The following is a 20,756-nucleotide window of genomic DNA, read 5'->3' as shown; positions in this document are numbered from 1 at the left end:
CAGCTATTCTCTTACAGATTCTTCGCTGCATTCCTTTTTGGCAAAGCCGTAATCCTCAATCCTTGAGCGCCGTCACAGGCAGCACAAATACCCCGTCCGGCCGTTGGTAGGCCGCATTGGCCATGCCGCACAGGACACACAGGACTACGGGCGGCTTGCCCTTGGGGTCGGCCTCAATTTGCTTTTTAATTTCCAGCAGATTTTCCGCCGCGGCGTCAATCTGATTTGCTCCCAGTTTAATCTCAAATGCACACCACTGGCCGTCCGGTAACTCGACCACCGCATCGATCTCCTGGTTCTTATAGTCCTGGTAGTGGTAAAGCTGCGCCCCGAAAGACTCGGCATAAATCCGCAGATCCCGCTCGCACAAAGCCTCAAAGAGGAAGCCCAGAGTCTCCAGATCCCCCAACAGGCTGGCAGGTGTGGCCTTCAGCAGGGCGCAGGCCAAGGATGGATCAGCAAAGTGCCGTTTCTCTGCCTGCTTCACCCGTACAGAGGAACGGATGCCCGACGAGAAGGGCGGCTGATTGTCCGTAATAAACAGCCTCTTGAAAACATCCAGGTAGGCTGCCACCGTGTTGCCGTCAATATCCTCGTCGTCCACCGCCTTAATGTCCTTCATCAGCGTTTTATTGGTGACGGTGGTACTCTCATTCCGGGCCAGAGAGCGCAGCAGCAGGCGCATTTTCTGGGTATCCCTCTTCACGCCGTCTATCCGGTACACATCATCATCGATGACAGCGTCCAGGTATTGGGCGGGAAGCAGCGCCGCCTGCTCCAAAGTCAGGCCCAGACTTCCCGGCCAACCGCCCCGAATAATCAGTTCGATCAACTTTTTCAGATCCACCTCGCCGGTCATGGCGGGGGTCACTTTCCCCTGGCACAGCTGCTCCAGAGACACCTTGCCGCTGGAGTCCCCAGATTCCCACAGGGACATGGGCCGCATCCGCAGTCGGGCGATCCGTCCCGCGCCGCTGTGGAGAATCCCCTTGTGGTTAGGGGTGGCGGAGCCAGTGAGGATGAACTGCCCCTTTTGCGCTGTCTGATCTACTTTATAGCGCACCGCGTCCCAAAGAGGTGGTACTTCCTGCCACTCGTCAATCAGCCGGGGCGTCTCTCCCTCCAGCACCAGAGCAGGAGACAACTCCGCCAACTGACGGTTCTGAAAGTTGCCGGCAGGGTCACCAATATAGATCTCACTCTGGCTGTGATAGGAGGAAGTCCAGGTCTTGCCGCACCATTTCGGCCCCTCCACGCAGACGGCACCGAAGGCCGACAGATATTCTTCCACCTGATGATCGATAATGCGGGGCTTATAGATTTGTTTGTCCATGGCAGTCACCTCAATGATTCAGTGAAATCATTATACTCTATTCAGTTAAATTTTACAACTCTATTCAGTCAGATTTTCAATTTTGAGTGCACTCAATCTATTTCGTTGGGGTCAAGGATAATTACGCTGTGTCCCAATTTCTGCGCGTAGCGTATGGTCGCCGCTGTGCCGCCCCGATACTCACCGTTATAGATGGCCAGCAGAACATCAGAGTGGGCGGCCAGAAAGTGATTGCGTTCCAGCATACAATTTTTTCGGAAGATCCGGCTGACATAGATGACGGAATCCGCCTGCGCCAGAATGGCGTGATACCGGGCCTGGGATGCAGCGGGCCACTCCGTTTCCTGCCCCTTATAGGGAAAGATGCAGTGCAGTTTGATGCAGGGGTATTCCGCCCGCAGATTCAAGACAATCTCCGCCGCCAGCAAATCAATTCCTTCGGCCATACCGGAGAGGAAATCCGTCACCCCCTCTTGAACCAGTGAACGAATCTGCCGCTCCAATGCAACTTTCAGTGCGACGCACCGCACATCTGTCTCATTGTAGCCCCAGGGAAGTTTTTTCGGGCGGTGACCGGTGAACGCACAGGTTTTTCTTGCTTTCTTCAAAAAATCATCTCCCGTATTGAGTATGGGGATTATATCCCCTTAATAATGCGGATTATAACCCCCATACTGTATGGTGTCAATGATGGGGGAATGCAGATGATTGTATTTGATAATTTATGGGTGCTGATGAAGGAAAAGGGTGTCTCCACCTATCAGCTGAGAGAAAAATGCGGCATTGACAGTAAAACCATCCGCCGTCTCCGGGCCAACGATAATATGGAGACCAAGACTTTGAACAAGCTGTGTGCCGTTCTGTCCTGCGAGATCGGAGACATTGCCAAATATATCCCGGATGATCCGGCATGAGGCCGCTTCTACACATAAGCTGTGGAGGCGGCTTTTGATTTTCTGTCGAAAGAAGTCGAGAAATTTTTCAATCAACATCATATATATGGCTAAATTGCATTGACAAACACAATATATTGTGGTATATAATAATTACTATTGATTCTTTGCGCGTACTCGGTGGAACTCCGGGGCAGGATTCATCTGTGAGCGAGAGGGACATCTCGCATTGCGCACGCTGTTAGGTTTGTACGCTTCAGCCGTTTTCCGCCAGGGCAATGCCCTACGGCTGTTGTCTCCGTTTCAGTGGACAACAAGGGAACCATGTTCATCGGCTGTCTTTTCCTTTGATGCTGTGGTGCTGCGCCGAAGATGTTGACTTCTTCGGATGGCCATGAGAAAGAATACGAGCACTTGTTTGAGGGTGCGAAAAGTTTACTGCCTGTGTAGATCAGGCACAGAAGGAACTTTTCGCACCCTCTTTTTGTGCGTTCATAGCCCCGCACTCCCGTTGGGAGTTGCCCCAGACTCTGCCAGTCTGCGGTAAGGTGCCAGAAGAACTTATCCTAAAACATGGCCGTCTCCCTTCTCCGCGTCGAGGTGTGCGGAGTGACTTGGGGGGCTGCACCTCGGAGCCTGTGGCAGCAGGCTCACCCCTCTTTGTTCCGGCACAGTGCCGGTTCGGCAGCAAAGAGGACGCAATTCCCTTGATCCCAGCCGGAGGGATCAACAGACACACGCAGGCTGTGGTTCTTTACCGCAGTTTGCAGCCGAGTTTCAGCGGTTGTGTCGGCAGTCGTCATCGGAGCAATGCCCTCCGATGGCAGGGTCTATCCCCATACTGCACTCGTACTGACCTGGTTCCAACTGAAAAAGAGACAGAGATTCGCCGTTCATGGCTCGCTTCCTGGAAACGCCTCTGCTGCAAGGGGTTCCGAAGCGATTGCCCCCAGGCTCCAGGAAGATTTTCCTGGAGATCCGGCGGAAACAGACGGCTCTGCCAAGGGGCGAACTGTGCCCATCCGAACTACTTATGAAAGAAAAGGAGCACTTTATTATATGACACGATCCATTCAAAACAAGGGTCTCTATCTGGCCCTGGTGAGCCAACTGAACAAGTTAGCCCGCCATAATCGTCAGGGCAGTTTCCGCACCAAGGATCGCTATTACGAGGCGTGCAAGCGGTTCTGCGGCTATCTGGCTGATGAGTACCACCTTCAGAAACTGAGCAACATCAGCGGCAAGCACCTTGTTGGCTATGTGCTGTATTTACAGGAACATGGGAAGTCGGCTTCCACCATAAAAACGGATTTGGCAGCCATTCGCTTCTTCCACGACAAAATGAGCAACCCCAAATATGCGCTGCCCACCAACAGCGAACTGGGAGTCGAACTGGAGCGCCGACGCTTCGGCGGTGTGGACCGTACCTGGAGTACAGAGGAGTTCAACCACATGCTGGGCAAGGCCCTGGCCGCGGAGCGTTGGGATTACATTCTGGCTCTCTACCTGGCCCGTTACGCCGGGCTCCGCATTCACGAGTGTTTCCGCATGGACACCGCCGCAGCAGAGCAGGCCCTTCGGGAGCAGGCCGTCACCGTCAAGGGCAAGGGCGGCAAGATCCGCACGGTTCCCATCAACGAGCAGATCGCCATTGCCCTGCGGCGTCAGCTGGTGCGCACCCCGCGGGGCCACAAGTTGCTGGTGCCGGACGATATGCCCACCGACCAGGCCATCCACCGCCTGCAGCTGTTCATCGCAGCGCATCGGAGCAGCATTCAAGTAAAATCTGATCCTCCCCTGACCTTTCACGGACTTCGCCACACCTTTGCGGCGGAGAAGTATGAGGAACTGATGGACAAAGGCATGGGCGCTCTGGACGCCCACTTCACGGTGTCCCGGCTGCTGGGCCACGAACGGGCGGATGTGACCAATGTCTACCTGGCTTCCCTGTCCGCAAAGGACATGAAGGACAAGCATTGACGCATATACTGCCTTACCAAGAAAGAGGGGATGTGCGTTGGGCGTTATCATGCATTATCCGACAGCTCCGGAAAAGCAGGAAGAACTTTTTAAGAAAGTTGCTGCCGTCCATGCGCAGACAGTCATGGAACAAATCAAAGCCATGCCCTGCCCCGTGGAGCAGAAAGCGGAGTTGATTGAGGCAATCAAACGAATACATCAGCAAAGGGATGGGGCATAACCCCATCCCTTTGTGTTATCCTCTGATTTTCAGTCTGCGCCATGTCTGCTTGCAGATCTGTACCCGATCCTGCTCCCACCCTTGCAGCGTGCCAAAGGGGACACCCAGTCGCCTGGCATATTCCACCTGGGTCATGTGACGCCGCCGGCGCATTTCTTTAATCTGTCGTCCCTGACCATTGTAGAGGAACAAATTAAACTCGTCCAGCAAATCCGTGACCGGCACGGCGAACAGCTCCGCAATCTTCTGCATCTTCTCGATGGGGTAGTAGTCCCGCTGGGTATTCTCATAGCCGGAATATGTACTACGATCCAGACCGGCGTAGTCTGCCACATCTCTTTGCAGCAGACCATGCTGGTATCTGTACCACCGCAGCTTGTCCGCTATATTGTCGATTTGAGTTGGATCTGTGTAGATAAGATTGAACTTCTCCGCCTCCACCAGCGTGTGGGGCTGGACAAGGCGGAAACTGTGAATATACAAGGGCGCGTAACTGACCACATTGAGAGCATAGCGTGTCATGACTACCACGCGTTCCGTAGGTTGGCAAAACACACGCCATTTATCCCTTAAGTCGGTGCGATCCGCCACATGAAGGGGTAAAAAGTCCGTTACGATAGTGTAGCATTTTCAATGCAGCGGGACGCATAGGTAGCCAGCCGTACTTTTTTATCCGGTTTAAAGGTACCAATTCCTTTGATCAGCCCAATGGTACCAATAGAAATCAAGTCGTCCTGATCCCCATTGGGGGTATAGTACTTCTTAACAATGTGGGCCACCAAGCGCAGATTGTGCTCGATCAATTTGTTGCGGGCCTCCAGATCGCCCTGAGCAGCCTGTTCCAGATACCGGCGTTCCTCTTCCGCTTTCAGCGGGCGGGGAAAGGAGCCGTTTCCCCCGCCGGACAGGCGAAGCGTAAAGAAAACCTGATTGAGCAGCAGCAGGATCCATGCAGGAATCATTTGTCACACCTCCATGGTCCCACTGTATTCCGACAATGTTTGTCCCTATACGGCAAAGCCTTGTCCCAATCTTATGATTGGGTCAGCCCCTGTATCAACTCCTTCTGGCCGATTCCCCAGAAATGATCCTGGGAGATTTCCTCTTCCGTTCGGCCAAAATACCTCCACTGGCTCTCATCCGGGCGTCCCGCGTCCCAGGTCGTATCAAAGTAGCGGTATTCCCCATCCAGCAGAGCGCAATTCCACATATGCTCCTCCCCTGCTCCGGTACCGGTGACGTTCCAGCAGGGGATACCGGCCTCTTCGCAGAGCACACGAAACGCCCAGGAAAACCCGCCGCAGATGGCCGTTCCGTTCTGCAATGGTCCGAAAGCTGTCCTGGATTCATAGGGCAGCGTGTCCGGGCTCTGATAATATCGGTAGTCATATGTGGTATTTCCCACAATAAAGCGATAAATAGCCTTAAGCTTTTCCTCATCATCCATGGTATCGGTCAGAATTGTCGCCGCAGTCTCTTTTGCGATACTCTGGATCTCCTGTATCTTCCCAACACTCTGCTCAATCGTTTCAGAATCGCTTGGAAAAGTTTGGATTGCCGTGGCGTCGCTGTTGAGCGTATACAATATATAGCCATACCCCGCCAACTGCAGGGCCCGCTGCATATCATCCACCACCAGCTCCGGGTCCCGGATCACAATAGAAATCTCTTCCTCACTAAGAGCGGCGTCCGCCGCCTTCACCAATTCCGCAAGGGTATTGATTTCCACGGCTCCCTCCGGTTTGCCGTCCGGATACCCCAGTTTATACGGCATATACGAAATCTTACAGACTGTCCCATCCACTCCTTCCGTACATTCCGGGGCGTAGGCATATTTCAGCTCCGGCCGGGCGCTCAACACCTCATTGGACGCGTTCTGGAGCAGAATGGAACGCTCCTGAAAGGGCAGATCTTCCTGCGTAAAGCGGAAGGTCACTTCCTGCACAAATCCTTCATATGCCCGCTCCAGGATCTGAGCTGCCTCCTCCTGGGTACTCACGGGATAGATCTCATCCATTGGCTCCGGCGAGGCTGGCACTTCACTTTGCAACGGAGTGGGGGATGGTGTCTCAATGCTGGGACTGTTGGTATCCACGGCATTGGACTGAGCCTGTGAACAGCCGCTCAGCACATTGCAGATAAAATCGTTAGGACAACAGCAGTCGTACCAATTCTTTTCATGTGTATCTCCTCCTGCCAAATGCTGCATCTGACGGGAGTCCCGTCATGTCATAGACGTGCTGCTGCTGTAAAAAGTTTCTTGTCCTGCCTTGAGGCACCATATCAAATCCAGGGTCACAGGGCACAGACCCTCACCTGAAGTTCGGTGACGTACTCCTCCGGACGGTTGGTGTCGTGGGCGTCGATGCGGTAGAGCTCCAGCGGCGCCCCCTCTGGTATCCGCCCAGCCTCCTGGATTCCCGTCAGCAGCGTTCCCAGATGCTCCTCCATCCGATCATATTCGCCCCGATAGTACAGCCGGGCATATTCACCTCCGGGCAGTATATCATCGTAGGGCAGTCCAGAGCTTGTGAGGAAAAAGACCCGAGAAAAATGATTGAAGATCCCTTTTTTCAGACTTTCCTCGTCCACCTGGGCCCCCATACATTGGCTGCCAATGACCTGGATGTAATCCTGATGCCGCTGCTCCAGCCGCTTGAGCTGGAAGTCCACTTCCTTCTCCAGAATAAAATCCTTTTCCAGAAAGACGTAGGGCCGCTCCGGCTCCCGGACAAGCTCTACATATCCGGCCTCCACCATGCGGTAGCGCTCCAACCGTGCTCGGCGCTCTGCCGCCTCCTTCCGTGCAGCCTCCAATTCCTCCATCCGACGCTTGAGCAGCGTCTCCTCCCGATCCAGCAGCTCCAGGGTCTCCCCTACGCTCCGCCGCTCCAGATAAGCTCCGATCTCCCGGGTGGGCAGATCCAGCTCCCGCAGTGAGCGAATGATATTCAGAGTACACACATCCTGGATACCGTACATCCGGTAGCGGTTCTCTCCCCGCACCGGGTGGAGCAGCCCCTTCTCCTCATAATAGCGCAGGGTATCGGGACAAAGATCGAACAATTTGGCCAATTCATGGATCTGATAAAATTCTTTCAACTTTTTTGCCTCCCGCTCTTGACTCTCGGACAGTACGAGGGTTTATCATATCCCCAGTAAGAGGAGGTTTTACCCGTGAATCTGGTTGCTAAGTTTTTCAAGTTTACCGTTCCATCCATCGTCTCCATGTGGATCTTCTCCCTGTACACCATGGTGGACGGCATTTTCGTGGCCCACGGTGTGGGCAGCCACGCTCTGGGAGCAGTAAATCTATCCATGCCTTTTGTATCCCTTATCTTCACCATAGGCATCCTGCTGGCCACCGGCACCTCCACCGTCCTGTCCCTGTCTCTGGGCCAAGGGGACGAGGAGAAAGCCCGCAACTACTTTAATCAGAACCTGGCAGTGGTCATTGTTCTGTCTCTGGTCCTGACGGCAGTCGTGCTGCTGAACCTGGAGCGCGTGGCCCTGTTCCTGGGCGCCACTGGGGACCTGCTGCCGCTGGTAAAGGAATATGTAGGTATTATCGCCTGCTTCTCCGTCTTTTTTACCGTGTCTTACAACCTTGAGGTTCAGGTGAAGGCAGACGGCGCCCCCCACGTCAGCACCATCGGCGTACTGTCCTGTGCCATTATGAATGTGGTGCTGGACTATGTGTTTGTGATGCACTTCCACTGGGGCGTGTGGGGTGCGGCTCTGGCCACCGGCTTGTCTCAGGTCACCTCCACTGTGATCTTTGTCATCTACTTCGTGCGCCACCCCAACCCTCTGCGCTTTGGCCGTTTCAAGCCCGACTTCGGGGCCTACCGCCGGATCATTCCTCTGGGCACCTCCGACGGACTCAGCGAGTTCTCCAACGGCCTGGTCATTTTTCTGTTCAATCAGACTATCCTGCAGGTGTCCGGCGAGGCCGCCCTCACCTCGTACACCATCATCAGCTATGTCAACACTCTGGTGCTCATGACCATGATCGGCACTGCCCACGGGGTCCAGCCTCTGTCCAGCTTCTATCTTGGCGCGGGACAGCGGCCCCTGTGCCACAAATTCCTGTCTTACGGCATCAAGCTGGTGGCAGTGGCAGGAGTAGGCTTCTTCATCATCTGCCAGCTGCTGGCCGGTCCCATTGTAGGCCTCTTTCTGGAGCCGGCCGATCCACTCTTTGGATACACCGTCAATGCGCTCCGGCTCTATGCTCCCGCCTTCCTGCTTATGGGCTTTAACGTCTTGATCTCCGGCTTCTTTACCGCCGTTGAACACCCCTTCCCCGCCCTTACCATCTCCTTTGGCCGGGGCCTGGTGCTCATCTCCGGCTGCCTGGTGGTCCTGTCCAAAGTGCTGGGCGATACGGGCATCTGGCTCTCTCCCCTGTTCTCCGAGGGAATCTGCCTGGTTATCACCCTGTTTTTCCTGCTGCGATACCTTCATAAAATCCGTCAGACCGAACCGGAACAGCAGCCCGACTTCTCTTCCGTCGCCCGCTAAAATCAACTATGAGGAAAAACGGCGCATGACAATGGTCATGCGCCGTTTGATTATGCATTCAGCAGATACTGTTCCACAGCCATACCGACGCCGCCCTCCCGGTTGGTGCCAGTGGTATAGCGTGCGGCGGCCTTGGCCTCACTGCTGGCATTGCCCATGGCGAAGGACCAGCCCGCCCAGCTCAGCAGCTCCAGGTCATTGCCTGCATCGCCAAAGGCCATCACTTGGTCAGGCTCCAATCCCAGCCTGGCACACAGGGCCTGTACCGCCGAACCCTTGTTGACACCGGGGGCGGTGAGCTCCATGTTCTCCCCAAAGGAGGTGGTCACCGCCAGGGGGCCGCAGGCCTCCACCGCGCCCAGCAGCTCTTGCCGGCGCTCCGGAGGCACATGGAAGATGTGGATCTTCTCCACCGCCTTACCTTCCAGGGCCGCGTTCAAATCTTCGGGAAAATGAGAGCAGGTCCGCAGTACCTGAGCAAACTCCGGGGACAGGGCGCTGCCCACCACCTGCTCAGTGCGGTTGGCCTGAATATAGTTTTCTCCTTCGCAGTAGACCTCAAAGGGCAGGCCCCAGTCCAGCAGCAGGGTGAGGATGGTACGGCGGGCAGCCGGGTCCATGGGCCGGCGGTAAATCCACTCCCCCGTGGCCACATCCAGCACCGCCGCGCCGTTGGACAGCACGGCGTACCGGGTAACGCCAATCTGGGCGTCCACCGCCCGCAGCAGGGACCAGGCCCGGCCGCTGGCGATGGTCACCGCCGCCCCCCGCTCCGCCGCTGCCCGGAGAGCGGCCACATTTCTGGGGGGCACGGTGGCGTGGTCGTCGTCCAACAGGGTGCCGTCCATATCCAGGCAGATCAGTCGGATGTCACTCATTTCTTCAGCTTCAGGGCCTGACGTACCTTCTCGATGATGCCCTCGGTGGTGAGGCCGTAGGCCTCCAGCACCGCCTTGGCAGCGCCGGAGCGGCCGAACTCATCGTTGACGCCATGGCGCACCACAGGCACCGGGCAGTGCTCGGCCAGGAATTCCGCCACAGCGGAGCCCAGGCCGTTGAGAACGGTGTGCTCCTCGGAGGTGACAATGCAACGGGTCTCCAGGGCAGCCTTCAGCACGATCTCGCCGTCCAGAGGCTTGATGGTGTGCATATCGATGACCCGGACGGAGATGCCCTCCTCCGCCAGCTCTTCAGCGGCAGCATAGGCCATCTGGACCATCATGCCGGTGGCAATGACGGTGACGTCGGTGCCATCCCGCAGCAGAGAGCCCTTGCCCAGCTGGAAGGAGTAGCCGGGCACCTCATCAGTGATGCTGTCTACCGCCAGGCGGCCCAGCCGCAGATAGGCCGGTCCGTCATAGTCCAGCAGAGCCTTTACCGCCAGACGCATCTCGGGGCCGTCGCAGGGAGAGACCACCATCATGTTGGGGATGGTACGCATGAGGGCATAGTCCTCGATGCACTGATGGGTGGCGCCGTCCTCACCCACGGACAGGCCGCCGTGGGAACCCACGATCTTCACGTTGAGACGGGGATAGGCCACGGAGTTACGGACCTGCTCATAGGCTCGACCGGTGGCGAACATGGCAAAAGTATGGGTATAGGGCATTTTGCCGCAGGTAGCCAAACCGGCAGCCACGCCGGTCATGTTGGCCTCAGCAATGCCCATGTTGTAAAAACGCTCAGGGTGGGCCTTGGCAAAAAAGGCGCTCTGGGTGGAGCCGGACAGGTCGGCGTCCAGCACCACCAGGTCGGGATACTGGTCGGCCAGCTCGGCCAGGGCCTTACCATATGCCACGCGGGTGGCGATCTTTTCACTCATGGCTTACTTTCCCTCCAGTTCCGCCAGCGTCGCAGCCAGCTCCGCATGGGCCTTTTCATACTGCTCATCATTGGGCGCCTTGCCATGCCAGCCGTAGTCTCCCTCCATGAAGGAGACGCCCTTGCCCTTGATGGTCTTGGCCAGCAGCACGGTGGGCTTGCCCTTGCAGGCAGCAGCGGCGTTAAACGCCTCTTCCAGGGCGTTGAAGTCGTGGCCGTCCACATGGATCACATTCCAGTTGAAGGCCTCAAACTTCTTGTCCAGGGGCTCGGAGGGCATGACCTCAGCCGTGGGTCCGTCGATCTGCAGGCCGTTGACGTCCACAATGGCGCACAGGTTGTCCAGGTGGTACTTGGCCGCAGACATGGCGGCCTCCCACACCTGGCCTTCCTCGATCTCGCCGTCGCCCAGCAGAGCATACACACGATAGTTCTTCTGATCGGCCTTACCCGCCAGAGCCATCCCCACAGCGGCGGAGATGCCCTGACCCAAAGAGCCGGTGGACATATCCACGCCCTTAATGTGATGCATTTCGGCATGACCGGACATCTCGCCCTTGATGGAGCGGAAAAGTTTCAGATCCTCCACGGGGAAAAAGCCCTTCAGAGCCAGATTGGGATAGAGTGCGGGGGTACAGTGTCCCTTGGACAGCACGAAACGGTCCCGGTCAGGGTCCCGGGGATTGGCGGGATCTACCCGCATCACATGACCGTACAGGGTGGTAATGATGTCCATGGAGGACAGGGAGCCGCCGATGTGGCCGGAGGCCGCGTCATGCACCATGTCCATCGCCAGCAGGCGGGCACGGGCGGCTGTGACAGCCAGTGCGTGGACCTTTGACTGTTCCATTCGATTCACCTTTCCATTCTGTGGGCCCGAAGGGCCATATTCTCTGACCTTTAGTATACATTAGAAAACCGTACGTTTCAACCATCGGTTCACACAAAAAGACAGATTGGACCCCTCCCGTCCTTGAGCGTTTGGTACTTTTATCCGCAAAAAAGCGGCAGGCACGGGACCGTGGCTCCGGTCCCGTGCCTGCCTGATGAGGGAAAGGATTTAGTAAGGGGGAAAATAAGGAACAATCATTAGTGACTGGAAGTTCCTTCAAAGAAGGTTCTGGGATTGGCCGTCAGCAGGCCGTCCACCACGGCGGGCTCCAGGCCCCGCTCCCGCAGAGCGGGCAGTACCCGACGGTGGATGAAGGTGAAGTCCTCCTCCAGATGGAGGTAATCGCTGTTTTTGGTGGTCTCCCAGCTGTCCCAGAAGGCCAGATAGGCGGCCAGATCGTGGCTGAGGAGCAGCTTGTTCCCCCAGCCCATTTCGCACAGCCGGGCAATGGTGTCCACCCGGGGCTCCAGCCCCAGGTCCCGGTCGCAGAAGCCGAAGCGGTCCATGCCCAGCCAGCAGCCCCGCTCCAGCATGGCGGTGAGGTATTCCAGCTCGGTGGTGTCGCCGCTGTGACCCAGGATCACCCGGTTTGCGGGCACGCCGCAGCTCTCGAACAGGTCCAGAATCTCCCCGCCGCTGTGGACAGAGGGATCATGGTGGCAGAAGATGGGCAGCCCGGTCTCGGCGGCCACACGGCCGGTGGCGTGGAGTACCTTGTGGAGCAGAGGCGTCACCCCGGCCCGGGCCACGCCCGCCTTCAGGATGCCCGGCTTGCTGTCGGTACCCTGAATACCGTCGGTGCAGTCGCCCATCAGCAGGTCGTAGATCTGCTCCTCGTCCCGGAAGCCCAGCCAGGGCTCCTCCTGATAGTAGAAGCCGGTGGAGGCGATGATGTTCAGTCCTGTACGGCGGGCCACATCCCGCATCAAGTGAATGTCACGGCCCAGGTTTACAGGCGTGCCGTCCACCACGGTGGCCACACCCTGCTGTGCTGCCTTGCCCAGCATTCCGCAGGACATCTCGGTAACCTTGTCCGCTTCATAGAAGCGGGAACCGAAGTTCATCCGCATGGACCAGTCGGCACAGGTCAGATGCTCGTGCATCAGCACCTGGCCCAGTTCCGACGTGTCCACCGGGCCCAGTACGCTCTGGATCTTCATATCAGTCGATCCCCAGAGCGGCGCGGACCTTCTCGCCGTCAAAGGCGGGGATGCCTAGGATCTGGCGGGCCTCGGCGGGGGTAGCGGGGGTATTGCCGAAAGCCTTGACAGCGGCCACGGCACGCTCCACCAGCATATGGTTGGTGGCCATGATCTTCTTGCCGTTCTCGTCCACGCCAAAGACCACATTGTCCTCCATGCCCACACGGATGTGGCCGCCCAGGGCCAGGGCCGCGAACATGATGGGCAAATGACCCTTGCCCACACCGAAGGCGGACCAGGTGGAACCGGCGGGGATGTGATTTACCAGATAGAGCAGGTTCTCCACGGTGGCGGGCATACCGCCCAGCACGCCCAGGCAGAACTGATAGTGGCAGGGAGTGGGCAGGTGGCCCTTCTTCACAAAGTAGTCGGTAACACCCAGCATACCGGCGTCAAAGATCTCGATCTCCGGCTTGGTGCCCTTCTCCATGTACAGGTCGCCCAGCTGCTGGAGGAACTGGGGGGAGTTGATGAACACACCGCCGGGCATCCAGTTGAAGGAACCGGCATCGTAGGAGCCCATCTCAATGCCGGGCAGCTCCTTGTGGTGCGCCATACGCTCCTCATCGGTGGCGGGATGCTGGGGAGAGGCGCCGGAGGAGGTGCAGTTGATGATGACGTCACAGTCCTTGTGGCTGCGGATCAGGCGGATGGTCTCACGGAACTTCTCCTTGTCCATAGCGCCCAGGCCGTCGTCGGCACGCATATGCAGGTGGACCACAGCGGCGCCCAGCTTCCAGGCGTCATAGGCCTCGTCGGCGATCTGCTGGGGGGTTTCGGGGATCTTGTAACCCGCGGGGGTGACCGCGCCGGTCAGCGCGGCGGTAATGATGGTCTTTGTCATTTCAGTTCCACTCCTTTTTCATGGTTCCGCGCCGGCATCCGGCACGGTTTAGGAAACAGGTATGGGAAAAAGAGGCCGGATACGGCCCCTTCTTCCCTGTTGGATTAAAATTCGTAGCCTTCCGGCTCGTTGCTGTGCTCAAAGACGAAGGGATTCTCGATCTCTCCGGCCTTGACCTTCTGCCACCACTGGTTGGCCTTCTGGGGCATGGTGCGCCAGCTCTCGGCGGTCTGGGGCTGCTCCATGTCGTGGGTGGCGTAACGCCAGTCGTTCACGCGGCTGATGTACTTCTCATCCTGCTGGGCGGAATTCTCGTCGCCCAGCTCCCCGGCGGCCACCCGCAGCAGAGAGCCATACTGCTCAGACACGGTGTGCAGCTTCAGGTCCTCCACCAGCAGCTTCTTCAGAGGACGCTTGGCCAGGTTGGACATGATGGTGCGATTCTCGTAGGGCATGGTCTTCCACATCCGGGCGATCTCCCAGGCCCGCTCCAGCACCTTACCCTTGGGCAGCACCTCGTTGACCATGCCCCAGTCCAGCATCTGCTGGGCGGTGAACTGGCGGGAGGTCATCATATAGTAGTTGCCCCGCTTGGTGCCGAAGAAGTGCTGGCACATCAGGCCCATGCCGTCGCCGGGCACCAGGCCGCCCTGAGCGTGAGGCACCTCCATCTTGGTGTCCTCGGAGCACAGGGTGATGTCGCACAGCATGGCGGAATCCCAGTGGAAGCCGGGGCCGGGGATGGCGCCGATGGTGGGCACATCCAGATCAAAGATCATGTTCTTGATCAGGTTGGTGTCGTCAAAATACTGATGCTGGAACCGCTCGGTGGGCAGCTTGGAGTAGGTCTCCCAGCCGTTGGCGTCCGACTCGATCATCCAGTTGTCGCCGATGTGGGTATAGATAATGATCTCGTTCTTGTAGTCCAGGCTCAGCCAACGGGTCAGCTGGCTCATGGCCCGATGGGACATACCGCTGTGGTGCATGGGGCCGTCGTTGGTCTTCCAGGTGACCTGGACGATGCCGTCCTCCCGCTTCAGATCGGCGAAGTCCTTGAACCACTCTTTATACTCGTCAAACTCGGGCAGCTTGACGTAATCAGCCATAGGCTTTCCCATTACAGTAACCTCCAATACTCAAATCATGCCGGGGTTTGGCTTACTTCTCGTCGGGACGATAGGGCTTCACCGGACGGCTGGGATCGAAGGGGTTGACCTCCCGACCGGCCTCCACTTCCTTGAACCACTCGATGGGCTTGGTACGGAAGCCAGCCCAGCTCTCCCGGGTGGGGGGCTGCTGCATCCAGTCGTGGCAGTAACGCCAGTCGTTGGTCTGGCTGATGTACTTCTCGTCCTGCTGGGCGGCGTTGCGGTCGCCCATGTCGCCGGCGGCGATGCGCAGCAGAGAGCCGTACTGCTCGGACACAGTGTGCAGCTTCAGATCCTCCACCAGCAGCTTCTTCAGAGGACGCTTGGCCAGGTTGGACATGATGGTGCGGTTCTCGTAAGGCATGGTCTTGAGCATCCGGGCGATCTCCCAGGCGCGGGCCATAACCTGATCCTTGGGCACCACTTCGCTGACCATGCCCCAGTCCAGCATCTGCTGGGCAGTCCACTGACGGGCGGTCATCATGTAGTAGTTGCCCCGCTTGGTGCCGAAGTAGTGCTGAGCCATCAGGCCCATGCCGTCGCCGGGCACCAGGCCGCCGTGGGCGTGGGGCACCTCGATCCAGGTATCATCGGAGCAGATGGTGATGTCGCTGAGCATGGCGGAGTCCCAGTGGAAGCCGGGGCCGGGCAGCACACCGATGGTGGGCACATCCAGATCGAAGATCATGTTCTTGATCAGGTTGGTGTCGTCAAAATACTGGTGCTGGAACCGCTCGGTGGGCAGCTTGGAATAGGTCTCCCAGCCGTTGGGATCGGACTCGGTCATCCAGCTGTCGCCGATGTGGGTGAAGATGATGATCTCATTCTGGTTGTCCAGGGACAAGATGCGCACCAGCTGGCTGATGGCCCGGTGGGACATACCGCTGTGGTGCATGGGGCCGTCGTTGGTCTTCCAGGTCACCTGCAGGATGCCATCCTCACGGTACAGGTCCGCGAAATCCTTGAACCACTCCTTGTACTCGTCCAGCTGGGGGAGCTTCACATAATCGGCCAAAGGCTTACCCATAATCAATACCTCCATAAAATGGTCAATATAATAATTGTTGTGTCAATTTATTCCGCTTTGAAGATACCGGCCGCGCCCATGCCGCCGGCAATGCACATGGTCACCAGGGCGTACTTGCCGCCGGTGCGGTGCAGCTCAGAGATGGCCTTGCAGGACAGTACCGCGCCGGTAGCGCCCAGAGGATGACCCAGAGCCATGGCGCCGCCGTTGGGGTTGACCTTGGCGGGATCCATGCCCAGCTCCTTGATGCAGGGGCTGACCTGGGCGGCAAAGGCCTCGTTGAGCTCGATCACGTCCATATCGTTCACGGTGAGGCCAGTATACTCCATCACCTTGGGCACGGCGTAGATGGGACCCAGACCCATATAGGCGGGGTCCAGACCGCCCACGCAGAAGCCCAGGAAGGAGGCCAGAGGCTTGATGCCCAGCTCAGCGGCCTTGTCCCGGCTCATGAGCACCAGGAAGGCAGCGCCGTCGCTGGTCTGGGAAGAGGTGGCGGCGGTGACCCGGCCATTCTCCCGGAAGCAGGGCTTCATGGAAGCCATCTTCTCCATGCTGGTGTCACGGCGGATGCCCTGGTCCTTGTCAAAGACGATGGGATTGCCCTCGGCATCCACGCCGGGCAGAGGGATAATCTGATCGTCAAAGTAGCCGGCGTCCTGGGCATGGGCTGCCTTCTGATGGCTGGCCAGGGCCAGAGCGTCCATCTCCTCCCGGGTGACGTTGTACTTCTCAGCCACATTCTCAGCGGTCTCGCCGTTGGAGATATACTGATTGGGGTCGTGCTCCAGCAGCCAGGGGTTCATGTCCCCGCTGCGGTCCAGCGTCATGGGCAGAGCGGTCATGGACTCAATGCCGCCGGCCACGATGCAGTCGGCCTGTCCGGCCTCGATCTGCCAGGCAGCCAGGGCCACAGCCTGGAGAGAGGAGGAGCAGAAGCGGTCCACGGTGAGGCCGCAGGCGGTGTAGGGCAGTCCGGCCCGGGCAGCCACCAGGCGGGCGGGGTTCAGGCCCTGTTTGGCCTCGGGGATGGCGCAGCCCAGGATCACATCCTCCACCAGAGCGGGGTCCAGCTGGTGGATCTTCTCCATAACACCCTTCAGCACCAGGCCGCCCATGTCGATGGGATGAAGCTGACGCAGAGCGCCCTTCTTACCGGATTTAGCTACAGCGGAGCGGCCGTAGGCCACGACCACTGTTTTGCTCAGCGGTTTTGCCATATCAATCTTCCTCCATTACAATCAGATCAGGGGCCACCAGAAGCTTAGGCTCCACAGCGGCCTGAATTTCTTTCACGGTATGGCCCTTGCGGATCTCGGCCAGCACCAGACCCTCCGGGGTCACGTTGATGACACAGCGGTCGGTAACGATGTGGTCCACGCAGTGGATGGCAGTGAGGGGCATGGTGCACTGGTTCACCACCTTGGGCGCACCGTTTTTAGCCACCAGATCCATGGCCACAATCACCTTCCGGGCGCCGTTGCACAGGTCCATGGCGCCTCCCATGCCGAAGGCCCGGCCGGGAGAGGCCCAGTTGGCCAGATCACCGTTGGCGGATACCTGAAGGCCGCCCAGCACGGTGGCAGCCAGCCGACCGGACCGGATGACACCGAAGGACATGGCCACATCGAAGGCGCTGGCGCCAGGGACAGGGATAAAGTTTACGCCGCCGGCATTGACGAACCGCTCGTTCATCATCAGGCCCTCATTCACCGTGGCGCCGATGCCGATAAAGCCGTTCTCGCTCTGGAACAGAACCCCTTCGGCGGCATAGCTGCCGCAGAGGCTGGGGATACCGATGCCCAGGTTGACCACGTCGCCGGGTTTGAAGTAGGCAGCAGCCCGCTTGGCGATAAAGTTTCTGTTGTCCATCTGCTCCCCCTCCTTACACCAGAATCATGTCCACGAACATACCGGGCACCTTTACTTCATCCGGGCCGATCTCACCCAGGTCGCAGAAGTGATCGCACTCCACGATGGACAGGTCGGCACAGGTGGCAATGACCGGATGGGAAGCATGGCCGCTGCTGCCCCGATAGGCCAGATTGCCCAGAGGATCGGCCTTCCGGCAGCGGGTCAGCGCCACGTCGGCGTGGAGGGCGGTCTCCAGCAGGTACTTCTGACCATCGACCTCGATGATCTGCTTGCCCTCCTCCACCACGGTACCCAGGCCGGTCTTGGTGAGCACGCCTCCCAGGCCCATGCCGCCGCAGCGGATGCGCTCGATGAAGGTACCCATGGGGATAAGCTCGGCCTTCAGGGAGCCGTCCTGAATACGGGCGTTGGTACGGGGATTGGTCCCCACATGGGTGGTGATCATTTTGTCCACCCGCCCGGCCTCAATGATGCGGCTGATGCCCATGCCGGGGTCGCTGGAATCGATGGAGTACACCGTCAGATGCTTGGCCCCGCTCTCCAGCACACAATCAATCAGCCGTTCCGGCATATAGTGATTGGTCTGGCCGCCGATGGCGATGGTCTGGCCGTCCTTGAAGCTGGCGATGATCTGCTCCATGGTACGTACTTTACTTAGTTCCATATCATTCTCCTTTGCGGGACACAGGTTTCAGGAATCGGGAGAGGACCAGGCCCACCGCTGCCAGCACCGCGGCAGTGACATAGGCTCCGGTATAGCTTCCCCCTCCCATGGTTTTAAAGGTAGTGGCCAAACTGGGCCCGATCAGGCTGGCCAGACCGAACACCACATACATCACACCGTAGTTTTCCGTGATGTACCGGGGGCCGAACATCCGGGCGGTGAGGGGTGTGAGGATGGAGGCCAGGCCGCCATAGCAGGAGGCCGCCACGCCCATCAGCACCAGCACCAACACCTCCTGCCCCACCACGGCCAGCAGGCCCATGGACAGGATGCACAGCACAAAGACCGCACCAGCGGTATTGACCAGTCCCAGCTTGTCCGACAGGCTGCCCCACAGGAAGCGCCCGGCCATGTTGCAGGCGGCAAACACGCTGACGAAAAGGGCCGCTCTGGAGGAGGAATAGCCCAGGGACTGCTGGAGGATGGGAGATGCCTGGCTGATGACGATGACGCCGGCCACCAGGCCGCAGGTGAACACCACAACCATCTTCCAGAAGGTTCCGGTACGCACCATCTGGCCCCGTCTCAGGTCGGCGGCCCCTCCCTGCTCCCCCCTGCTCTTGGGCGCCATAGCGGCCTGAAAACCCTCGGGCGGATCAATCAGAAGCAGGGAGCCGACCAAAATAATTACGGCAAAGAGGATGCCCAGCACCTGAAAGGCCCGGTCCATGCCCACACCCTCCATCAGCGCCGCGGCGGTAGGGGCCCACAAAATGGCGCCTGAGCCGTAGGCGGCGGTGCCCAGTCCGGAGGCCAGTCCGGATCGGTCCGGGAAGAGGCGCACCACATAGGCCATCATGCTGGGGTAGATGAAACCTACGCCCAGTCCGGAGATCACACCGTAAAACAGATAGAGCTGCCAAATCTGGTTCATCCATCCCGTCAGCAGCAGTCCGCCGCCGAAGAGAATCGCACCTACGATCACACCGGCCCGGGTGGACATACGGCGGATCAGTCCGCCGAAGATCAGAGGCGCCATGGTGGAACACAGTACCGTAATGGTATAGGCCAGGGCCACGCCGGAGTCAGCCCAGCCGAAACGAGTCACAATGGGGTTTTGCAGCACGCTCCAGGCGTAGCCGAAGCCGGCGCAGACACAGATCACCATGGCGGAAATGAGACAGACCCAGCGCCGCCGGGTAAACGCGGTAAAATCCTTCGGGAAAGCCATGAAACCTCCTCTTACAGCTTGCGGTGGAGTTTCAGCAGCTCAATGAGCATCTGATCCCGATACTTGGCGCAGTCCTCATTGGTGTGGCCGATGTGATCGGGGAAATTGGCCATCTCCTTATCCACACCAGGCTGAGCCACCTCGGCCCAGTTATCGGGCTGATGGGTCCAGGAGGCCATGTCAGCCAGCCAGCGGTCGCCGGAGTTGCCCAGCATCTGCACCATACCGGTGAGGCCGCCGGGGTTGCCCAGCTGCATGATCATGTTGTGGCCGAAGATGGCCCAGCGCAGGCCGGGGCCGTATACCAGGGCCTTATCTGCGTCCTCTACGGAGCACACGCCCCGCATGACCAGATCCTGCACCTCACGGTAAAGGGCCAGCTGGAGCCGGTTGGCAATAAAGCCGGGGCACTCCTTGCGCAGCAGCACCGCCTCCTTGCCGATGGACTGATAGAAGTCGTAGGCCAGCTGGAGCAGCTCCGGATCGGTCTTGTCGCCGGAGGTCAGCTCCACCAGGGGAATCAGGTGAGGGGGATTGTAGGGGTGGGCACCCACGCACCGCTCCGGGTGAGCCGCCTGGGCTGCAATATCACTGACCAACAGGCCGGAGGTGGAGCTGGCATAGATGGCGTCGGCGGAAGCATACTCCTCCACCTGGGCCAGGATAGACCGCTTGATCTCCAGCCGCTCAGGGCCGCTCTCCTGGATGAACTGGGCGTTCTTCACCGCCTCTTCCATGGAGGTGGTCAGCTTCACCCGGTCGGCGATCTCCTGCCGCCGCTGGGGTGTCACTGCCTTGAACTGCTCCAGGGCATCCAGGCTCTTGTGCATCTGAGCCTGACTCTTGGCCAGCTGCTCGTCATTGATATCGTACAGAACCACATCCAGGCCCTTCATGGCAAACTGAATTGCCCAGCTGGAACCGATCACACCGCCGCCCACACAGGCCACTCGCTTGATCTCTTCCGGTTTCATATGTAAATCTAGCTCCTTTCACTGTGTAACCCGGCGGCGTGCTGGCGCCGGCGGTCCGTTGGGACCCAGGTTCGAGAATAGAGTCAGAGCCCTGGAAAGACACTCTTTCAGGGCAAGCTGACTCTGTT

Annotated in this window: 21 protein-coding genes and 1 pseudogene; 4 read left to right on the top strand and 18 right to left on the bottom strand. The window is 58.6% G+C overall.

Annotated features, from left to right (window positions below; genetic code table 11):
- Positions 1-55: 55 nt before the first annotated feature.
- Together B5E56_RS08235 and B5E56_RS08230 are read right to left on the bottom strand one after the other, a co-directional pair.
- Positions 56-1,333 (bottom strand): ATP-binding protein, encoded by a 1,278-nt coding sequence (locus B5E56_RS08235; RefSeq protein ID WP_087389318.1) that lies wholly within the window; start codon positions 1,331-1,333, stop codon positions 56-58.
- 92 nt (positions 1,334-1,425) lie between these two features.
- Complete coding sequence (locus B5E56_RS08230) at positions 1,426-1,941, bottom strand: SLOG family protein (RefSeq protein WP_087389317.1); 516 nt, start codon at positions 1,939-1,941, stop codon at positions 1,426-1,428.
- A gap of 96 nt (positions 1,942-2,037) precedes the next feature.
- Between B5E56_RS08230 and B5E56_RS08225 the strand changes: the two genes are divergently transcribed.
- The 3 genes from B5E56_RS08225 (at position 2,038) to B5E56_RS08215 (ending at position 4,426) form a co-directional block, all read left to right on the top strand.
- A complete protein-coding gene (locus B5E56_RS08225) occupies positions 2,038-2,247 on the top strand; it encodes a helix-turn-helix domain-containing protein (RefSeq protein ID WP_158098696.1) in 210 nt (69 codons plus the stop codon).
- A gap of 1,038 nt (positions 2,248-3,285) precedes the next feature.
- A complete protein-coding gene (locus B5E56_RS08220) occupies positions 3,286-4,206 on the top strand; it encodes a tyrosine-type recombinase/integrase (protein ID WP_158098695.1) in 921 nt (306 codons plus the stop codon).
- 37 nt (positions 4,207-4,243) lie between these two features.
- Positions 4,244-4,426, top strand: coding sequence for a hypothetical protein (locus tag B5E56_RS08215; RefSeq protein ID WP_087346811.1), 183 nt, complete (start codon positions 4,244-4,246; stop codon positions 4,424-4,426).
- Between the two features lie 15 nt (positions 4,427-4,441).
- On the opposite strand, the gene B5E56_RS08210 is transcribed toward B5E56_RS08215, so the two are convergent.
- The 4 genes and pseudogenes from B5E56_RS08210 to B5E56_RS08195 form a co-directional block, all read right to left on the bottom strand.
- The gene (locus B5E56_RS08210; protein ID WP_158098694.1) at positions 4,442-4,948 is read right to left on the bottom strand and encodes a helix-turn-helix domain-containing protein; all 507 of its coding nucleotides are present in this window, start codon (positions 4,946-4,948) and stop codon (positions 4,442-4,444) included.
- Between the two features lie 104 nt (positions 4,949-5,052).
- Positions 5,053-5,388, bottom strand: a pseudogene (locus tag B5E56_RS08205) (sigma-70 family RNA polymerase sigma factor); the annotation flags it as partial.
- A gap of 71 nt (positions 5,389-5,459) precedes the next feature.
- Complete coding sequence (locus B5E56_RS08200; protein ID WP_158098693.1) at positions 5,460-6,425, bottom strand: transglutaminase domain-containing protein; 966 nt, start codon at positions 6,423-6,425, stop codon at positions 5,460-5,462.
- 296 nt (positions 6,426-6,721) lie between these two features.
- Positions 6,722-7,528, bottom strand: a complete 807-nt coding sequence (locus B5E56_RS08195; RefSeq protein ID WP_087266620.1) for a MerR family transcriptional regulator — start codon at positions 7,526-7,528, stop codon at positions 6,722-6,724.
- A 75-nt stretch (positions 7,529-7,603) separates the two neighbouring features.
- Between B5E56_RS08195 and B5E56_RS08190 the strand changes: the two genes are divergently transcribed.
- Positions 7,604-8,950 carry an MATE family efflux transporter gene (locus B5E56_RS08190; protein ID WP_242958848.1) on the top strand — a complete coding sequence of 449 codons (1,347 nt, stop codon included), beginning with the start codon at positions 7,604-7,606 and terminating at the stop codon, positions 8,948-8,950.
- 50 nt (positions 8,951-9,000) lie between these two features.
- On the opposite strand, the gene B5E56_RS08185 is transcribed toward B5E56_RS08190, so the two are convergent.
- The 12 genes from B5E56_RS08185 to B5E56_RS08130 form a co-directional block, all read right to left on the bottom strand.
- On the bottom strand, positions 9,001-9,828 hold the full coding sequence (locus B5E56_RS08185; RefSeq protein ID WP_087389313.1) for a Cof-type HAD-IIB family hydrolase: 828 nt from the start codon (positions 9,826-9,828) through the stop codon (positions 9,001-9,003).
- The gene (locus tag B5E56_RS08180; RefSeq protein WP_087389312.1) at positions 9,825-10,772 is read right to left on the bottom strand and encodes a transketolase family protein; all 948 of its coding nucleotides are present in this window, start codon (positions 10,770-10,772) and stop codon (positions 9,825-9,827) included. The genes B5E56_RS08185 and B5E56_RS08180 overlap by 4 nt, the downstream gene beginning before the upstream one ends.
- Before the next feature lie 3 nt (positions 10,773-10,775).
- Positions 10,776-11,621 carry a transketolase gene (locus B5E56_RS08175; protein WP_087389311.1) on the bottom strand — a complete coding sequence of 282 codons (846 nt, stop codon included), beginning with the start codon at positions 11,619-11,621 and terminating at the stop codon, positions 10,776-10,778.
- 239 nt (positions 11,622-11,860) lie between these two features.
- The gene (locus B5E56_RS08170; RefSeq protein ID WP_087187981.1) at positions 11,861-12,823 is read right to left on the bottom strand and encodes a phosphotriesterase family protein; all 963 of its coding nucleotides are present in this window, start codon (positions 12,821-12,823) and stop codon (positions 11,861-11,863) included.
- Between the two features lies 1 nt (position 12,824).
- The gene (locus B5E56_RS08165) at positions 12,825-13,709 is read right to left on the bottom strand and encodes a 3-keto-5-aminohexanoate cleavage protein (RefSeq protein ID WP_087389310.1); all 885 of its coding nucleotides are present in this window, start codon (positions 13,707-13,709) and stop codon (positions 12,825-12,827) included.
- 104 nt (positions 13,710-13,813) lie between these two features.
- Positions 13,814-14,827 (bottom strand): enoyl-CoA hydratase/isomerase family protein, encoded by a 1,014-nt coding sequence (locus tag B5E56_RS08160; RefSeq protein ID WP_087187979.1) that lies wholly within the window; start codon positions 14,825-14,827, stop codon positions 13,814-13,816.
- Positions 14,828-14,867: 40 nt separating this feature from the next.
- A complete protein-coding gene (locus B5E56_RS08155; RefSeq protein ID WP_087266626.1) occupies positions 14,868-15,884 on the bottom strand; it encodes an enoyl-CoA hydratase/isomerase family protein in 1,017 nt (338 codons plus the stop codon).
- Between the two features lie 47 nt (positions 15,885-15,931).
- Positions 15,932-17,104 (bottom strand): thiolase family protein, encoded by a 1,173-nt coding sequence (locus B5E56_RS08150; protein WP_087389309.1) that lies wholly within the window; start codon positions 17,102-17,104, stop codon positions 15,932-15,934.
- A 1-nt stretch (position 17,105) separates the two neighbouring features.
- Positions 17,106-17,756 carry a CoA-transferase gene (locus tag B5E56_RS08145; RefSeq protein WP_087389308.1) on the bottom strand — a complete coding sequence of 217 codons (651 nt, stop codon included), beginning with the start codon at positions 17,754-17,756 and terminating at the stop codon, positions 17,106-17,108.
- Between the two features lie 13 nt (positions 17,757-17,769).
- Positions 17,770-18,423 carry a CoA transferase subunit A gene (locus B5E56_RS08140; RefSeq protein ID WP_087389307.1) on the bottom strand — a complete coding sequence of 218 codons (654 nt, stop codon included), beginning with the start codon at positions 18,421-18,423 and terminating at the stop codon, positions 17,770-17,772.
- A 1-nt stretch (position 18,424) separates the two neighbouring features.
- Entirely contained in the window at positions 18,425-19,654 is a 1,230-nt protein-coding gene (locus B5E56_RS08135; RefSeq protein WP_087326528.1) for an L-lactate MFS transporter, read from the bottom strand.
- 11 nt (positions 19,655-19,665) lie between these two features.
- Complete coding sequence (locus tag B5E56_RS08130) at positions 19,666-20,628, bottom strand: 3-hydroxyacyl-CoA dehydrogenase family protein (protein WP_087187973.1); 963 nt, start codon at positions 20,626-20,628, stop codon at positions 19,666-19,668.
- Positions 20,629-20,756 lie beyond the last annotated feature (128 nt).

This window comes from Flavonifractor sp. An112 (genome assembly GCF_002161085.1).
Taxonomy (GTDB): Bacteria; Bacillota; Clostridia; order Oscillospirales; family Oscillospiraceae; genus Flavonifractor; species Flavonifractor avicola.
The sequence above is the reverse complement of the archived record's forward strand: the minus strand, read 5'-3'. Positions and strand labels throughout refer to the sequence as shown.

Excerpts from the sequence above, each read along its gene's own strand:
- B5E56_RS08235 (WP_087389318.1), bottom strand. The coding sequence starts at position 1,333 with ATGGACAAACAAATCTATAAGCCCCGCATTATCGATCATCAGGTGGAA.
- B5E56_RS08225 (WP_158098696.1), top strand. The coding sequence starts at position 2,038 with ATGATTGTATTTGATAATTTATGGGTGCTGATGAAGGAAAAGGGTGTC.
- B5E56_RS08220 (WP_158098695.1), top strand. The coding sequence starts at position 3,286 with ATGACACGATCCATTCAAAACAAGGGTCTCTATCTGGCCCTGGTGAGC.
- B5E56_RS08210 (WP_158098694.1), bottom strand. The coding sequence starts at position 4,948 with ATGACACGCTATGCTCTCAATGTGGTCAGTTACGCGCCCTTGTATATT.
- B5E56_RS08185 (WP_087389313.1), bottom strand. The coding sequence starts at position 9,828 with ATGAGTGACATCCGACTGATCTGCCTGGATATGGACGGCACCCTGTTG.
- B5E56_RS08180 (WP_087389312.1), bottom strand. The coding sequence starts at position 10,772 with ATGAGTGAAAAGATCGCCACCCGCGTGGCATATGGTAAGGCCCTGGCC.
- B5E56_RS08175 (WP_087389311.1), bottom strand. The coding sequence starts at position 11,621 with ATGGAACAGTCAAAGGTCCACGCACTGGCTGTCACAGCCGCCCGTGCC.
- B5E56_RS08170 (WP_087187981.1), bottom strand. The coding sequence starts at position 12,823 with ATGAAGATCCAGAGCGTACTGGGCCCGGTGGACACGTCGGAACTGGGC.
- B5E56_RS08165 (WP_087389310.1), bottom strand. The coding sequence starts at position 13,709 with ATGACAAAGACCATCATTACCGCCGCGCTGACCGGCGCGGTCACCCCC.
- B5E56_RS08160 (WP_087187979.1), bottom strand. The coding sequence starts at position 14,827 with ATGGGAAAGCCTATGGCTGATTACGTCAAGCTGCCCGAGTTTGACGAG.
- B5E56_RS08155 (WP_087266626.1), bottom strand. The coding sequence starts at position 15,884 with ATGGGTAAGCCTTTGGCCGATTATGTGAAGCTCCCCCAGCTGGACGAG.
- B5E56_RS08150 (WP_087389309.1), bottom strand. The coding sequence starts at position 17,104 with ATGGCAAAACCGCTGAGCAAAACAGTGGTCGTGGCCTACGGCCGCTCC.
- B5E56_RS08145 (WP_087389308.1), bottom strand. The coding sequence starts at position 17,756 with ATGGACAACAGAAACTTTATCGCCAAGCGGGCTGCTGCCTACTTCAAA.
- B5E56_RS08140 (WP_087389307.1), bottom strand. The coding sequence starts at position 18,423 with ATGGAACTAAGTAAAGTACGTACCATGGAGCAGATCATCGCCAGCTTC.
- B5E56_RS08135 (WP_087326528.1), bottom strand. The coding sequence starts at position 19,654 with ATGGCTTTCCCGAAGGATTTTACCGCGTTTACCCGGCGGCGCTGGGTC.
- B5E56_RS08130 (WP_087187973.1), bottom strand. The coding sequence starts at position 20,628 with ATGAAACCGGAAGAGATCAAGCGAGTGGCCTGTGTGGGCGGCGGTGTG.